The 14,961-nt window shown below is 60.1% G+C and carries 13 protein-coding genes; 10 read left to right on the forward strand and 3 right to left on the reverse strand.

Annotated features, from left to right (window positions below):
* Positions 1-315: 315 nt before the first annotated feature.
* The 5 genes from PL640_RS21080 (at position 316) to PL640_RS21100 (ending at position 5,722) form a co-directional block, all read left to right on the forward strand.
* A complete protein-coding gene (locus tag PL640_RS21080; RefSeq protein WP_269699444.1) occupies positions 316-1,842 on the forward strand; it encodes an ABC transporter substrate-binding protein in 1,527 nt (508 codons plus the stop codon).
* 264 nt (positions 1,843-2,106) lie between these two features.
* Positions 2,107-3,048 carry an ABC transporter permease gene (locus tag PL640_RS21085; protein ID WP_269699445.1) on the forward strand — a complete coding sequence of 314 codons (942 nt, stop codon included), beginning with the start codon at positions 2,107-2,109 and terminating at the stop codon, positions 3,046-3,048.
* Positions 3,048-3,923, forward strand: coding sequence for an ABC transporter permease (locus tag PL640_RS21090; RefSeq protein ID WP_065117645.1), 876 nt, complete (start codon positions 3,048-3,050; stop codon positions 3,921-3,923). Before PL640_RS21085 ends, PL640_RS21090 begins: the two co-directional genes overlap by 1 nt.
* A gap of 1 nt (position 3,924) precedes the next feature.
* Positions 3,925-5,148 (forward strand): amidohydrolase/deacetylase family metallohydrolase, encoded by a 1,224-nt coding sequence (locus PL640_RS21095; RefSeq protein WP_271363431.1) that lies wholly within the window; start codon positions 3,925-3,927, stop codon positions 5,146-5,148.
* A 79-nt stretch (positions 5,149-5,227) separates the two neighbouring features.
* Positions 5,228-5,722, forward strand: coding sequence for a RidA family protein (locus tag PL640_RS21100; protein ID WP_020011822.1), 495 nt, complete (start codon positions 5,228-5,230; stop codon positions 5,720-5,722).
* Positions 5,723-5,728: 6 nt separating this feature from the next.
* Here PL640_RS21100 and PL640_RS21105 read toward each other — a convergent pair whose 3' ends face one another.
* On the reverse strand, positions 5,729-6,565 hold the full coding sequence (locus tag PL640_RS21105; protein WP_065117648.1) for an IclR family transcriptional regulator: 837 nt from the start codon (positions 6,563-6,565) through the stop codon (positions 5,729-5,731).
* Positions 6,566-6,652: 87 nt separating this feature from the next.
* Between PL640_RS21105 and PL640_RS21110 the strand changes: the two genes are divergently transcribed.
* Both PL640_RS21110 and PL640_RS21115 read left to right on the forward strand, forming a co-directional pair.
* Entirely contained in the window at positions 6,653-7,849 is a 1,197-nt protein-coding gene (locus tag PL640_RS21110) for an aminotransferase class V-fold PLP-dependent enzyme (protein WP_142842735.1), read from the forward strand.
* A 212-nt stretch (positions 7,850-8,061) separates the two neighbouring features.
* On the forward strand, positions 8,062-9,897 hold the full coding sequence (locus PL640_RS21115; RefSeq protein WP_271363491.1) for an ABC transporter ATP-binding protein: 1,836 nt from the start codon (positions 8,062-8,064) through the stop codon (positions 9,895-9,897).
* On the opposite strand, the gene PL640_RS21120 is transcribed toward PL640_RS21115, so the two are convergent.
* Both PL640_RS21120 and PL640_RS21125 read right to left on the reverse strand, forming a co-directional pair.
* On the reverse strand, positions 9,894-10,523 hold the full coding sequence (locus tag PL640_RS21120; protein ID WP_271363432.1) for a glutathione S-transferase family protein: 630 nt from the start codon (positions 10,521-10,523) through the stop codon (positions 9,894-9,896). The two genes, PL640_RS21115 and PL640_RS21120, sit on opposite strands and share 4 nt — an antisense overlap.
* A 1-nt stretch (position 10,524) precedes the next feature.
* A complete protein-coding gene (locus PL640_RS21125; protein ID WP_065117652.1) occupies positions 10,525-10,890 on the reverse strand; it encodes an ArsR/SmtB family transcription factor in 366 nt (121 codons plus the stop codon).
* Positions 10,891-11,101: 211 nt separating this feature from the next.
* Here PL640_RS21125 and PL640_RS21130 point away from each other — a divergent pair, with 211 nt between their 5' ends.
* From PL640_RS21130 to PL640_RS21140, 3 genes are read left to right on the forward strand one after another with little or no spacing between them, the layout of a single operon-like run.
* Positions 11,102-11,968 carry an ABC transporter substrate-binding protein gene (locus PL640_RS21130; protein WP_271363433.1) on the forward strand — a complete coding sequence of 289 codons (867 nt, stop codon included), beginning with the start codon at positions 11,102-11,104 and terminating at the stop codon, positions 11,966-11,968.
* A complete protein-coding gene (locus PL640_RS21135; RefSeq protein WP_269699450.1) occupies positions 11,965-13,092 on the forward strand; it encodes an LLM class flavin-dependent oxidoreductase in 1,128 nt (375 codons plus the stop codon). Before PL640_RS21130 ends, PL640_RS21135 begins: the two co-directional genes overlap by 4 nt.
* Positions 13,093-13,120: 28 nt before the next feature.
* Positions 13,121-14,953: a TRAP transporter large permease gene (locus tag PL640_RS21140; protein ID WP_127755849.1), complete on the forward strand. Its 1,833-nt coding sequence runs from the start codon at positions 13,121-13,123 to the stop codon at positions 14,951-14,953.
* The last annotated feature ends 8 nt before the right edge of the window (positions 14,954-14,961 follow it).

Consider the following 14,961-nt stretch of genomic DNA (forward strand, 5'->3'; position numbering starts at 1 on the left):
ATGAAAATAATAGGAATGCTAAGCGATGTCGGTCGAAAACTGGTCTTGGTTCGATCTTCAATAGCAGTTTGTTCGCAAATGCGAAATATCCCGACCTGTTAATTCTCTTCTGTCTCGCCCGGAAGATGTGGCCGTCATTCCCAAAAGCTTGGTTTTAACGCTGGCAAAGATTTCCTGCTGGTTCCTCAACCCATGAATTCCGAGATCTCGCCACGAGGTCATTGACAAGGCGTCTTATCAAGATATTCTGTTATAAAGATGCATATAACATAATAATAGAACATCGAGTTGATAAAAAAAGCTGGGAGCTTCAACATGAGACGTAAAATTGCATTTCTCGCCACCGCCGCGCTGTTGCTGGCGCCGGGTGTGATGATGGCTGCGGAGAAGGGTGGCGTCATCAACGTCGCGACGATCGGCGAGCCGCCGACACTCGATCCCATGGCCTCGACCGCCGATCTGGTCGGCATCGTCACGCAGCATATTTTCGAAACGCTTTACACCTTCGACAAGGGCTGGAAGGTGACGCCGCTTCTGGCCGAAAGTCTGCCGGAAATCAGTGCGGATGGCAAAACTTACACGATCAAGCTGCGCCAGGGCATCAAGTTCCATGATGGAAGCGACATGACCTCGGAAGATGTCGTCGCCTCGCTCGGCCGCTGGATGAAGATCGCCTCGCGCGGCAAGCAGGCCGCCGGTTTCATCGACAATATTTCCGCGCCCGATGCCGGAACGGTGACGATCACCCTCAAGCAGGCCTATGCGCCGCTGACCTCGCTTCTGGCTTTCAACAACTCCGCCGCCATCATTCTGCCGGCTGAAAAACAGGCGGAGCCGATGGCCGAATTTGTCGGCACCGGTCCTTATATGCTGAAGGAACGCAAGGCGGACCAATATATCCAGCTCGTGCGGTTCGATGGTTACAAATCCCGTGATGGCGAAAGCGACGGTTATGGTGGTGCACGCCATCAGTATCTCGATGAAATCCGCTTCGTTCCGGTGCCTGATCCGAATACCCGCGTGGAAGCCGCTGTTTCCGGACAATATGACTATGTCGATTCCATTCCGGTGGAATCCTTCGACAAGGTGAAGTCCTCGTCGGCCTCGCAGCCGATGATGCTGAAACCATTCGGTTTCCCGGTCTTCGTGTTCAACACCAAGGAGGGGCTTGCTTCCAAGCTCGAGGTCCGCAAGGCCGTGACCGAAGCTCTGAACATGGAAGACATGCTCGCAGCCGCTTTCGGCAGCACGGATTTCTACGCGCTGGATGGTGCCTATTACCCCGACAATTTCTCCTGGCACACGGAAGAGGGTGTCGAGGGCAATTATAATGTCGGCAACCCGGAAGCCGCCGCCGAAAAGCTGAAGGCAGCCGGTTATAATGGCGAGCCGCTGCGCATCCTCACCAGCCGCCAATACGAGTTCCATTACAAGATGGCGCAGGTGGCGGCGGAATATTTGAAGCTCGCCGGTTTCAAGGTGGATATGCAGGTGGTGGACTGGGCGACGCTGACGCAGCGCCGCGCCGATCCGAAGCTTTGGGACATCTATATCAGCCACAGCCCCTTCCTGCCGGAACCGGCGCTGATGGGAGCTCTGTCCACCAGCTCGCCGGGCTGGTGGGATACGCCGGCACGCAAGGCGGCAGTTGACGCTTTCACGTCGGAAGCCGATCCGGAAAAGCGCCTCGCGCTTTGGGCCAACGTGCAGAAGACGATCTATGCCGAGCTGCCGCTCATCAAGATCGGTGACTTCAATGCCGCAGCGGCCAAGTCCAACAAGCTTGATGGTGTCGACCCGGCTCCGTGGCCGTATTTCTGGAACGCTTCGGTCACGAAATAGGATCAGCTTGGTCTCGGGGTGCTGGGTGCTACGGCCGCACCCCGTCATCCCGGCCTTGAGCCGGGATCCAGCGCGATCAAGTCCTTGATCGCAAGGGATTCTTTTACCACGCCGACGCGTGGTAGCTGGATGCCGGATCAAGTCCGGCATGACGGAAGTAAGCGTTTTTCCCGACCCTGAGTGCCGGAGGTGTCGGCATTCATCTTTAACTCAGTTCAACCGTCGCCTGGTCGCGGCCTATCACCCGCTTCGGAGCCTTGATACGTGATACGGTATATTTTCCAAAGACTTGCAGGAATGATCGTGGTGATGTTCCTCGTCGTCACCATCGTTTTCGTCATCCTGCGCGTCACCCCCGGAGACCCGGCCGCCGTGATGCTGGGGCCGGATGCCTCGGCGCAGGATATTGCCGAGCTGCGCACCCGGCTCGGTCTCGATCAGTCGCTTGGTGTGCAATATGTCTATTATATCGGCCAGTTGCTGAAGGGCGATCTCGGCCAGTCGATCTTCCTCAACATGCCGGTTGGATCGGCACTGCTGGACCGGGCGGAGCCGACTTTCTTCCTGACGATCTTTTCGCTGCTGATTGCCAGCGTCATCGCGCTGCCCATCGGCATCTACGCCGCTTACCGGCGTGGCTCCTTCGTGGATCAGGCAGCCACCACCATTGCAATGCTTGCGGCGAGCATTCCGAGCTTCTGGCTCGGCCTCATCCTCATGCAGGTCTTTGCCGTGCGGCTCGATCTGTTTCCGGTTTCGGGTTATGGCGGGCCGGGTGCCAGCTTCTTGCAGCGCATGTATCACCTGACCTTGCCGGCCATCGCGCTCGGCCTCGTTTCCTCCGCGCTCATTCTGCGCTTCACCCGCGCCTCGATGCTGGATGTTCTCGGTGACGATTATGTCCGCACCGCCAGAGCCAAGGGCGTCAAGGAGCGCCGGGTGGTGATGAAACATGCGCTGAAGAATGCGCTCATTCCCATTCTCACCGTGCTTGGCCTCACCGCCGCCGTGCTGATTTCCGGTGCAGTGGTAACGGAAACCGTCTTCGGCCTGCCGGGCGTCGGCAATCTTGTCGTCTCAGCCGTGCTGCGGCGGGATTATCCGGTCATTCAGGGTGCGCTTCTCATCATCGCCGGGCTTTACGTGCTCATCAATTTTGCAATCGACATGCTTTATCTGCTGGTCGATCCGAGGGTTCGTTACTGATGGCCGATATTGTTTCCACCACCCCGCCGGCGCGCAACCCGACCATCCTGTTCATTCGGCGTCTCCTGAAGCGGAAGACGGTCGCTGCCGGTCTTATCGTTCTCGTCGTCTTCGTGCTGCTTGCCGTTTTCGCGCCGATGATTGCGCCTTATTCGCCGTCGAAACTGTCGATTGTGAACCGTCTGAAGCCGCCGAGCGAAATTTACTGGTTCGGCACCGACGAGTTCGGCCGCGACGTGTTTTCCCGCACCATCTATGCCGGAAGGCTGTCGCTTCTGGTCGGGGCCGCCGTGGTGGCGCTTTCGGCGCTGATCGGCATCACGCTCGGCCTGCTTGCCGGTTTCTTCCAGAAGCTGGATACGCCGATTGCGCGCCTGATCGATGCGATGATGGCCTTTCCGGATATTCTGCTGGCGATTGCGCTGGTGGCGGCACTCGGCCCGTCGCTGACGACTGTCATCATCGCGCTTGCAGTCGTTTATTCGCCGCGCCTTGCCCGCATCGTGCGCGCCTCGACACTGGTGATCCGTGAGTTGCCCTATGTGGAGGCGGCGAAGGCGCTTGGCATTTCCACCTTCCACATCATGACGCGGCATGTGCTGCGCAATCTGGTCTCGCCCATCCTCGTGCAATGCACCTTCCTTTTTGCCAGCGCCATGCTGGCCGAGGCGGGCCTTTCCTTTCTGGGGCTCGGTGTCAGCCCCGAAATTCCCACCTGGGGAACCATGATCTCCGCTGGCCGCCAATATATCGGTCAGGCTGACTGGATGACCTATTTCCCCGGCTTTGCCATCATTCTTTCCGTGCTGTCGCTGCAAATGGTCGGCGACGGGCTGCGGGACATGCTCGACCCAAGACTGCGAAGGGATTTGTAATATGACGTCCGGCGAACAGGCAAACACGCCTCTTCAAGCTCCCATTCTTCTCACCAATGTCAAACCCGTCGGTTTCGGAAAGGGGGCGTCCCAGGCCTCGACCGATATTCTGATCGGCGGCGACGGCAAGATCGCCGCGGTAGGCTCTGCCCTGCAGGCGCCTGCGGATGCACAGCGTATCGATGCCAAGGGCGCCTTCATATCGCCCGGCTGGGTGGATCTGCACGTGCACATCTGGCACGGCGGCACCGATATCTCCATCCGCCCCTCCGAATGCGGGGCGGAACGCGGCGTCACGACGCTGGTGGATGCCGGTTCGGCAGGCGAGGCGAATTTCCATGGTTTCCGCGAATATATCATCGAACCCTCGAGAGAGCGCATCAAGGCCTTTCTCAATCTCGGTTCCATCGGCCTTGTTGCCTGCAACCGGGTGCCGGAACTGCGCGACATCAAGGATATCGACCTTGATCGTATCCTCGAATGTTACGCCGAAAACAGCGAGCATATTGTCGGCCTGAAGGTGCGGGCGAGCCATGTCATCACCGGCTCCTGGGGTGTGACGCCGGTCAAGCTCGGCAAGAAGATCGCCAAGATCCTGAAAGTGCCGATGATGGTGCATGTGGGCGAACCGCCGGCACTCTATGACGAGGTGCTGGAAATCCTCGGCCCCGGTGATGTCGTGACCCATTGCTTTAACGGCAAATCGGGCTCCAGCATCATGGAAGACGAGGACCTGTTCAACCTTGCCGAACGCTGCGCCGGTGAAGGCATCCGGCTGGATATCGGCCATGGCGGCGCCTCCTTCTCCTTCAAGGTGGCGGAAGCGGCGATTGCACGCGGCCTGTTGCCGTTCTCGATCTCGACGGATTTGCATGGCCATTCGATGAATTTCCCGGTCTGGGATCTGGCGACGACCATGTCGAAGCTGCTGTCGGTCGATATGCCCTTCGAAAATGTCATCGAGGCCGTTACCCGCAATCCGGCCTCCGTCATCCGCCTCGATATGGAAAACCGTCTCGATGTTGGCCAGCGCGCCGACTTCACCATTTTCGATCTCGTGGATTCCGATCTGGAAGCGACCGATTCCAATGGCGATGTGGCGCGCCTGACGCGTCTGTTCGAGCCGCGTTACGCGGTCATCGGCACGGAAGCGATTGCCGCCAGCCGTTATATTCCAAGGGCGCGCAAGCTGGTGCGCCACAGCCATGGTTATTCCTGGCGCTGAACCCGAATGGAATGGCGGGGCATACTCCGCCTTCCGCAGACATTACGGGATACCCGTCCCGGCATTATGAGGAATTCGCGTGAAACAGTCTTCGCTTGATGCAGAAGGGCACCTTTCGCCCTATGACCGGCTCGCTGCGCTCGGCATCTCCCTGCCGCCGCCGCCGCCGCCAATTGCCAATTTCGTCACCCATGTGGTGGAAGGCAACATGCTTTATCTCTCGGGCCAGGGGCCACGGGAAGAAAACGGCCATCTCTATGCCGGCAAGGTGGGCGCGGAAATCGGGCTGGAAGAGGCCTATAACCATGCGCGTCTCACCGGCATCAATCTGCTTGCCGTCATGCATGAGGCGCTGGGTGATCTGTCGCGGGTGAAAAAAGTGGTCAAGCTGCTCGGCATGGTCAATGCCGTCAGCGATTTCCGCGATCATCCGAGCGTTATCAATGGCTGCTCCGATCTCTTCATCGATGTATTCGGCGATGCGGGACAACATGCCCGCTCCGCCGTTGGTTTCGGCTCATTGCCGGGCAACATCACCGTTGAGATCGAAGCCATCGTCGCGCTCAAGGGGTGAGGCCGTTTAATGGTTGCGCCAGCCCATCAGCTTTTCGATTCGTTCTGCCGAGACCCTGACCTGTTCGGTGTAATGGTTTTCGTCCGCCAGCACCTTCTGTTCCGGCAGCACGATGGAAATCGTCGCAACGCATTCGCCCCTGTTGTCGCAGATCGGCGAGGCAATGCAGGCGACGGCGTAATCGGATTCGGCGACCTGTATCGACAGCCGGTCATGGAAAGCGGCGCCTGCCGATTGCGACAGGGTCTCCGGGTTGATTTCCGCGCGGCCAGTGGGCGAGGTGCGGGCGCAGCGCTTGAACAGTTCGACACGCTCCGCCTCCGGCAAATGACCGACGAGCAGGCGGCCGGAGGCCGTCCAGTTCAGGGGAACACGGGTGCCGACGCGCGACGCGACCTGAAAATGGCTTGGACCATCGGCCATGGCCAGAACAAGCATATGGTCGCCATCGCGGCCGCAAAGCTGCACGGTCTCGCCCGCATGGCGGCACAGATCGTGCATTTCGTGGGTGGCGACACCCATGAAATCCAGCGAGCGGGCATAGGCAAGGCCATAATGGTAAAGCCGCGCGCCGAGCCAGATATTGCCATCGGCATTGCGTGCCAGCATGTTCTTTTCGACGAGATCGTCAATGATCACATAGACGGTGGAAAGTGGCGCCTTGATCGCCTTGGCAATCGCGTAAGCGCCGGCTGGCGATCCGGTTTCGTAAAGGTAATCAATAACCTGAAGCGCACGGTCGATGCCGCTGACGCGCGAGCGCTTGGCCGTCTTCGCGTCCGGATTTTCCTCCGTGGGAGACACGGCGGTTGAAGGCATTTCGTCCAGTCTATGGGCGTCCAATTTTGGCTCCTCATGGTTTTGAGAAGCTATTACATTATTATGGCATATATGTCGATGCCTATCGCATCGCAAAGACAGGAGAAAGACATGACCGAGGATATCAGAAGCAGGATCGGCCTTCGCCCGGTCATCAACGTCTCGGGCACCATGACCTCGCTCGGCGCGTCGATTGTCGTTCCCGAGGCCGTGCAGGCCATGGCGGCCATCCTGCCGCAATTCGTCGAAATCAATGATCTGCAACGCAAGGCGAGCGCGATCATTGCACGGCTGACGGGCGGCGAGGCCGGTTTCGTCACGGCGTCCTGCTCCTCCGGCATCAGCCTTGCGGTGGCGGGCGCCATTACCGGCAATAATCTGCTGGCCATCGAAAAGCTGCCCGATGTCGCGCCTGAGAAGAACGAAGTGCTGGTGCAGATGGGGCATGTGGTGAGCTATGGCGCGCCGGTGGATCAGGCAATCCGTCTCGGCGGCGGCAAGGTGGTGCTGATCGGGCAGGCGACATCGACCCATCGTTTCCACATGGAAAACGCCATCACCGAAAAGACGGCGGCGGCGGTCTATGTCGTCTCGCACCATGTGGTGAATTACGGTTTGCTGCACCTTTCCGAATTCGTCGAGATTGCCCACGCCAAGGGCGTTCCTGTTATCGTCGATGCGGCGTCCGAATATGACCTGGAGCTGTTTCTGGCGACGGGCGCGGATGTTGTCCTCTATTCCGGCCACAAGTTCCTTGGCGGTCCCACTTCCGGCATCGTCGCCGGCAAAAAGGAACTGGTGCGCAATGCCTTCCTCCAGAATATGGGCATCGGCCGCGGCATGAAGGTCGGCAAGGAAAGCATTTATGGCGTCATGGCGGCGCTGGAAGCCTGGGAAAAGCGTGACCATGACGGCATCCGCGAGCGTGAAACCGGCTATCTCAACCTCTGGAAAAAGACGCTGGATGGACGCCCCGGCGTGACGGCGCTGATCGAGCCCGACCCGACCAATAACCCGCTCGACCGGCTTCGCGTCATCATCGATGCCGAAGAAGCCCATATCACGGCATGGGACCTGACGACGGCGCTGGCCAGAGGTAATCCGCCGATCATTACCCGCGATCACGAGGTGGAACACCGTTATTTCTATCTCGACCCCTGCAACCTGCATCCCGGCCAGGAAACCATCGTGGCTTCCCGTCTGGCGGAAGAGCTGGACAAGGCGCGCGCCTCCAACGAGGTGATCGCCACACCGTTCGAAGACCGCAGCCGCCACCGCTTCGACGGCATGCTGCGCTGGCCGGACTAATAACGACTGCATATGGAACGAGCGGGTGCCGCGAGCTTCTTCTCCCCGAGGGGGAGAAGTCCGCGGCAGCGGGATGAGGGGGCAAGGGTAGAGATATCCGGAGAGCTAGCCCCCTCATCCGACCCTTCGGGCCACCTTCTCCCCGGCGGGGAGAAGAAACAAGCCGCGAGGCCGTGCCTGAGTTCAAACGAGAAGAAATGAAGGGAACGATCATGACCATGCCGCAGGCAGCACCGCTTAGTGCCGAAGATGCCGTGCTTTCCGTCCGCAATCTCACCACGTCCTTTCACGTGGATGGCGGCTGGAAACCCGTGGTGCGTGATATTTCCTTTGATGTCGGGCCGGGTGAGACGGTTGCGATCGTCGGTGAAAGTGGTTCGGGCAAAAGCGTCACATCGCTTTCCATCATGCGGCTGCTGGACCGCGAAAGCAGCAGGGTGCAGGGTGAAATCCTGCTTGGCGGTCGCAACCTGCTCTCGCTTTCCGAGGACGCCATGCGGCGGGTGCGGGGCAATGAGGTGGCGATGATCTTTCAGGAGCCGATGACCAGCCTCAATCCGCTCTTCACCATCGGCGGCCAGATTTCCGAGGCTCTGCTGTGCCATCAGCCGATGTCGAAAGCCGATGCGCGGGCCGAGACGATCCGCCTGCTGGAAAAGGTCCGCATACCCTCCGCCGCCTCGCGTTTCGATGAATATCCGCACCGCTTTTCCGGCGGCATGCGCCAGCGCGTGATGATCGCCATGGCGCTCGCGTCCCGGCCGAAGCTCCTGATCGCCGACGAGCCGACGACGGCGCTCGATGTGACCATTCAGGGTCAAATTCTCGACCTCATCAAGACGCTTCAGGAAGAGGAGGGCACCTCCGTCCTGTTCATCACCCATGACATGGGCGTGGTGGCTGAGATTGCCGACCGTACCGTCGTCATGTATCGTGGCGAACAGGTGGAAGTCGGCGCGACGGCGGATATCTTCCACCGTGGCAAACATCCCTATACCCGCGCACTTTTGTCCGCCGTTCCGGTTCTTGGGTCGATGACGGGTGAGGAAAGACCGCTCCGGTTTCCCATCGTCAACACCACCACGGGTGAAACACAGGAGCCGGCGCGTCCGGCCGATACCGTTGACGCCAGCGCCCAGCCGGTGCTGAAGGTGGAGGGGCTGACCAAGCGTTTCGACATTCACTCCGGCCTGCTGGGTCGGCTCAGCGGCCGGGTGCATGCGGTGGAAAACGTGTCCTTCGATCTGAGGGCCGGGGAGACTCTATCGCTGGTGGGCGAAAGCGGCTGTGGCAAGTCCACCACCGGTCGCGCCATCATGCGGCTGATCGAGCCGGATGCCGGTTCGGTGGTGGTGAATGGCGAGAATATTCTCGCCCTCGACAAGATGGGCATGCGCGAAATGCGCAAGACGGTGCAGATGATCTTTCAGGACCCTTTCGCCTCGCTCAACCCGCGCATGACGGTGGGTGCGGCGATTGCCGAACCGTTTCTGGAACACCGCATGGGCAGCGCCCGCGAGGCGAAGGATGTGGTGGCCGACATGCTGGAAAAGGTCGGTCTCTCGCCGGATATGGCGGCGCGTTACCCGCACGAGTTTTCCGGCGGCCAACGCCAGCGGATCTGCATTGCCCGCGCGCTGGCGCTGAAGCCGAAGGTCATCGTCGCCGATGAAAGCGTCTCGGCGCTGGATGTCTCGATCAAGGCGCAGGTCATCAACCTGATGCTGGATCTGCAGCAAAGCCTCGATCTTGCCTTCCTGTTCATATCCCATGACATGGCGGTGGTGGAACGCGTCAGCCACCGGGTGGCGGTGATGTATCTCGGCGAGATCGTCGAAATCGGCCCGCGTGCGGCGGTGTTTGACAATCCGCAGCACGACTATACCCGCAAGTTGATGGCCGCCGTGCCGGTGCCGGACCCGGATCGCCGCAACACAAGGCGCGGTGCTGCCAATGACGAGCTGAAAAGCCCGATCCGCGCTGTTGATTATGTCGTCAAGCCGCGTGAGTATCGCGAGGTTTCGCCCGGCCATCTCGTCGCCTGTTAAAGTCCAGGCACGTCCGACGTTGCGAAGGGGACGCGATAACCGCGCTTAAAACTTTCCCGCTGTCCAAGCTGGCGATACCACCGCTGTACCGCCACAAAATCATCGAGATTGATTTTGTGGCGCGCGAAACGCGACACCCATGGCCAGATGGCGATATCGGCGATGGAAAAATCTCCCGCCACATATTCCCGCCCCGTTAAACGGTCGTTCAATGTCCGGTAGAGGCGCTCCACATCCGCGGCAAAACGCGTTTCGGCAAAGGGGGCCTCTCCGGCATGATAGGTCAGGAAATAATGGGCATAACCGAGTGTCGGGCCGAAATTGGCGGCCTGCCACATCAGCCATTCGGTGACTGTCAGTCGCTCGGCGCTAGAGGCGGGCAGGAGCCGGCCGGCCTTTTCGGCGAGATAGAGGAGGATCGCGTTTGATTCCGTCAGGACGGTGCCGTTGTCATTGTCGATGATTGCCGGAATTTTCGAGCCTGGATTGATGCGGATATAATCGGCCGCGAATTGCTCGCCTTTTTCGATGTCGATGGCGTGGCTGCGATAGGGCAGGCCGAGTTCTTCCAGCGCAACCGAGATTTTGAGGCCGTTGGGCGTGATCCAAGTGTAAAGGTCGATCATGTCAGTCGAACATCGCCTCATCCAGCGGCAAGGCGCGACGGCCTTTCTTGCCCGTCACATCGGAAAGGTCCTTGTAAAGACCACGCAGGGTCAGAACCAGCTGGATAATGCGCGGATCGGTGACACGATAGATCACCGCCTTGCCTTCCCGGGTGCCTTCAATGATACCGGCGTCGCGCAATTCGGCGAGCTGCTGCGAAAGCGTTGGCTGCTGGATACCAAGTTCATATTCCAGTGCGGAAACGGACGCTTCCGTTTCCATAAGGTAACAGACGATGGCCAGACGGTTGGCGTTGGCGACAAGCTTCAGAAGCTCGCTCGCTTCCACCACGCTGCGGCAGATGAGATTGGAAACCGGTTTCGTCACAACTACTGGTCCCTGTTTCAGACTATAAAAAAGTAAATTGTATGTCGATAAATTTCAATGGCTTGATGTAGGTCGTTTTTAGTCGGCTGCAGAATTTTTAAAATCTACAGGATTAGTAGATTTCTCTTTCGCTTTCCGGCCGAGGATCGCCAAAACGTTCCTCGAAAACACTCTATAAAAAAGTAGATTGATTGCGAAATGAGGTGTCGACATGAAAATCGGGGTCCATCCCAACAATCTGCATTTACGGCTCGCCCGGCTCTGGCCCGGCGCTTTCGAGCAATTTAATCCGGAATTCGTGACCTATCGCGAAGGACGCGATACGGCGGCTCTGCTGGAAAAGGGCGACATCCATTTCGGTGGCACCGGCTCGACGCCGCCCATTGAAGCGGATGCGCGCGGGCTTTCGGCGGTCTATATCGCCGCTTCCGCACCAAGGCCCGCCAATGGCGCAATCCTCGTGCGGCGCGACAGCCCGATCAGTTCTGCCGCTGATCTCTCGGGAAAGCGCATATCGCTGATCGACGGATCGTTTCACACCTATCTTCTAGCCCGCAGCCTGGAAGGGGCGGGTCTTGGTCTTTCGGATGTGACGCGGATTGAAAGCGGTGATAGCGACAGCCTGTTCGACCTCGTGGAAGGCCGTGTCGATGCCTGGGTAACGATGTCGCCACGGCTGGAAAAGGCCCTGACCCATGAGGAGATCAGCCTTCTGGTGCGCTGCGGTTCAACCATTCCCAACCGATCGCTGTTCTGGACGCTGGCGCGTCACAATATAGCGCAGGAGACACGACAGGCGATTGCGGCCGAACTGGACCGCGTCGGCCGCGCCGTCATGGCGGATATCGACAGGGCGGCGGCGCTGCTCGCCGCCGAACCGGGCAGCGAGGGTGATGCGGCATCCTGGGCGAAGGTGCTGCGCTCGCGCGATCTTTCCGTGGTGCCCGCCGCTGAAAATATCCTTGCCGAACAGCAGGAGGAGGCCGATACGCTTTACAGGCACGGCCATTTCTCTTTACCGGTTCAGACCGGGCAAAGCCCGGCCCCGCAATCAGCCAGCGTCGGAGGCGACAGATGAATGTTTTCTGGTACATGTGCGCGCCCGACGGCGCTTATCCCTGGCAGCCGGAAGGCTCCCGCAAGGTTGATCTCGGTTATTACAAACAGCTGGCGCTGGCTTACGATCAGCTGGGTTATACCGGCGCGCTGTTTGCCACCGGCGCGCATGATGTCTGGGTTCTGGCGGGCGCACTGCTGTCCCATACCGAGCGGCTGAAACTGCTGGTCGCCATCCATCCGGGCCTGATTGCGCCGACGCTGCTTGCCAAGATGGCGGCGACGCTCCAGGAGTTTTCGCGCGGCCGCCTGCTGATCAATGTCGTCTCTGGCGATGCGAAAATGCTCGGCGCTTACGGCATGACCATGCCGCATGACGAGCGTTACGATATGGCGGATGAATATCTGCAGATCTGGCACCGGCTTTTCGCCGGCGAGACGGTGGATTTCAAGGGGCGGCATTTCCAGACCGAGGGCGCTAAACTCGCGCTGCCGGTGGGGCAGGGCATCGAGCCGCCGCCCTTGTGGTTCGGCGGTTCTTCGGACAAGGCCATCGACGTTGCGGCCAAACATGTCGAGACCTATCTCTCCTGGGGTGAAACGCCCGATCAGATCGGCGCGAAGGTCGATCTCGTCAAGGCGCGGGCAGAACAGCTTGGCCGCGAACTGGAATATGGCATTCGGCTCTATGTCATCGTGCGTGATACCGATGAAGAGGCCTGGGCCGCCGCCGCCGACCTTTACGGGCGCATGGATGAGCGCGCGATTGCCGCCAACCAGCGTTTTGTCGGCAAGACCGATTCCGTCGGCCAGCAGCGCATGACGGCGATGCATGGCGGGCAGAAACCGGAAAACCTGCGCGATCTGGAAATCGCCCCCAATCTCTGGGCCGGCATCGGGCTTGTCCGTCCGGGCCCGGGAACCGCGATTGTCGGTTCGCCGGATACTGTCATCCGCACGCTGGAGGCCTATAAGAAGGCGGGCGTGAACACCTTTATCCTCTCGGGCATGCCATTGCTGGAGGAAGCCTTCCGCTTCGGCGAAAAGGTTCTGCCTCGTCTCGATGTATCGCGGGAAGTGTCAGCGGCAAAACAATTCACCTGGTCGACCCTGTTCGACCGCGACCTCTCGGCCAAGGCCTCCTGAGCATGGTGCGGGAGTGGAGAAGAACAACATGACGGCAAGTCCGGCAACAACAATCGCGCAACGGCGCTTCGGTCCACAACGCGTGGCCGAACGGGCGCTTGCCGTTCTGGACAAGGCGCTGGGTGCGGTTGCCGCCGCCATCCTTGCGACGCTTCTTGTGGTGGTGCTGGTCAATGTCGCCCTGCGATATCTGTTCCATACCGGTTTCATCGGGGCGGAAGATCTGGGCATCTGGCTCAATGTGGCGATGATCGCAGTCGGCGCGCCGCTCAGCCTCAAGAGCGCTCTGGCCATGCGGCTGGATGTATTCGTGCGCTTCCTGCCGGAACGCTTTCATGCCGCAACCGAAGTTCTGGCCGATGCCTTTTCCTTCGTCGCAGCCCTCATCCTCGCTTTCGGCGGGGTGGAGATTGCGGCGATGCTGGGTGGCACATCGCCAACGCTCGGTCTGCCGGAATGGGTGCGCTTCGGTTTTCTCGGTGCAGGCGGCGCGCTGATCTTTGTCTATCTGGCGCTTCAACGGGTCGGTGAGGGCAAGGCGCTTGCCGTTCTGCTCTCCGTCGCCATCGCGGTCGTTTCTTATGTCGGCCTGCCGGAACTGTTTATCGATACGAGCCTGCCGCCGAGCCTGTTTCTGGCACTCACGGCGGCCGTGGGGCTGGTTCTGGCCGCACCGCTTGCCCATGCCTTCCTCGCCGCCGCCTATGTGGCGATCGCCTTCGGCAGCACCTTGCCGGAGCCGGCCATCGTGTCCTCGACGGTGACGGGCATGTCGAAATTCCTGCTGCTGGCCATTCCCTTCTTCCTGCTGGCCGGCAGCCTGCTGACGGAATCAGGCGTCGCCAACCAGCTGGTTCGTTTTGCCGCCTCCATGGTCGGCCACCGGCGGGCAGGGCTGGCGCAGACGACGCTTCTGACCAGCGTGCTGTTTTCCGGCGCATCCGGCTCCTCGGTTGCCAATGCCGCCTTCGGCGCTTCCACCTTCCAGCCGGAACTGGTGAAGCACGGCTATCCGCCGGCGCAGGCGGGCGCGATCATTGCCGCTACCTCGGTGCTGGACAATGTCATTCCGCCTTCCATCGCCTTTCTCATCCTCGCAACGGCCACCAACCTGTCGGTGGGCTCGTTGCTGGTTGGCGGCTTCTTCGCGGGCGGGCTTATGGCAATCTGCCTTGCGGTGGCGATCCATCTCAGCGTGCGCAGCGTCGATACCCTGCCGCGGGCGACAGGCAGCGAACGCTGGCGTTCGGCCGTGGCCGCCATACCTGCCTTCGGGCTTGGCGTCATCGTGGTGGTCGGCATCCGCATCGGTGTTGTCACCACCACGGAAGCTGCGGCCCTTGCCGCGCTCTATACGCTGTTTCTCGGTTTCGGTTACCGGCTGGGCGCGGGCCGCATTTTCGCGACCTTCCGCCAGTCGGCTGGTGAGGCGGCGGCCATCGGTCTTCTGATCGGCACGGCGGGGCCTTTCGCCTTCCTGCTGGCGGTGGATAATGTCTCCGGCCTCGTCACCGATTTTGTGACGCTTCTGGGCGGCAGCAAGATTGCGGTGCTCCTGCTCTCCAACCTCATCCTGCTTGTGGTCGGTCTGGTGCTGGATATTGGTGCTGCCATCCTGTTGTTCGGGCCGATCCTGCTGCCCGCAGCCGTGGCAGCCGGCATTGATCCCATCCATTTCGGCGTCATTCTCGTGGTCAATCTGATGATCCATGGCCTGACGCCGCCGCTCGGCATGCTGATCTTCGTGGTCAGCGGCGTCACCCGCATTCCGGCGACAGCACTTTTCCGGGCCGTCGTTCCCTATCTCGTCTCGCTTCTCGTTTCCCTCGCCATTCTGTGCGCCTGGGCCATTTTCTTCTAAATTTGGGG

It is taken from the genome of Agrobacterium sp. ST15.16.024 (assembly GCF_027956545.1).
Classification (GTDB): Bacteria; Pseudomonadota; Alphaproteobacteria; order Rhizobiales; family Rhizobiaceae; genus Agrobacterium; species Agrobacterium cucumeris.

What these genes read in the sequence shown, in the direction of transcription:
- PL640_RS21080 (WP_269699444.1), top strand. Translation starts at nt 316, where the DNA reads ATGAGACGTAAAATTGCATTTCTCGCCACCGCCGCGCTGTTGCTGGCG.
- PL640_RS21130 (WP_271363433.1), top strand. Translation starts at nt 11,102, where the DNA reads ATGAAAATCGGGGTCCATCCCAACAATCTGCATTTACGGCTCGCCCGG.
- PL640_RS21140 (WP_127755849.1), top strand. Translation starts at nt 13,121, where the DNA reads ATGACGGCAAGTCCGGCAACAACAATCGCGCAACGGCGCTTCGGTCCA.
- PL640_RS21110 (WP_142842735.1), top strand. Translation starts at nt 6,653, where the DNA reads ATGACCGAGGATATCAGAAGCAGGATCGGCCTTCGCCCGGTCATCAAC.
- PL640_RS21135 (WP_269699450.1), top strand. Translation starts at nt 11,965, where the DNA reads ATGAATGTTTTCTGGTACATGTGCGCGCCCGACGGCGCTTATCCCTGG.
- PL640_RS21120 (WP_271363432.1), bottom strand. Translation starts at nt 10,523, where the DNA reads ATGATCGACCTTTACACTTGGATCACGCCCAACGGCCTCAAAATCTCG.
- PL640_RS21115 (WP_271363491.1), top strand. Translation starts at nt 8,062, where the DNA reads ATGACCATGCCGCAGGCAGCACCGCTTAGTGCCGAAGATGCCGTGCTT.
- PL640_RS21090 (WP_065117645.1), top strand. Translation starts at nt 3,048, where the DNA reads ATGGCCGATATTGTTTCCACCACCCCGCCGGCGCGCAACCCGACCATC.
- PL640_RS21095 (WP_271363431.1), top strand. Translation starts at nt 3,925, where the DNA reads ATGACGTCCGGCGAACAGGCAAACACGCCTCTTCAAGCTCCCATTCTT.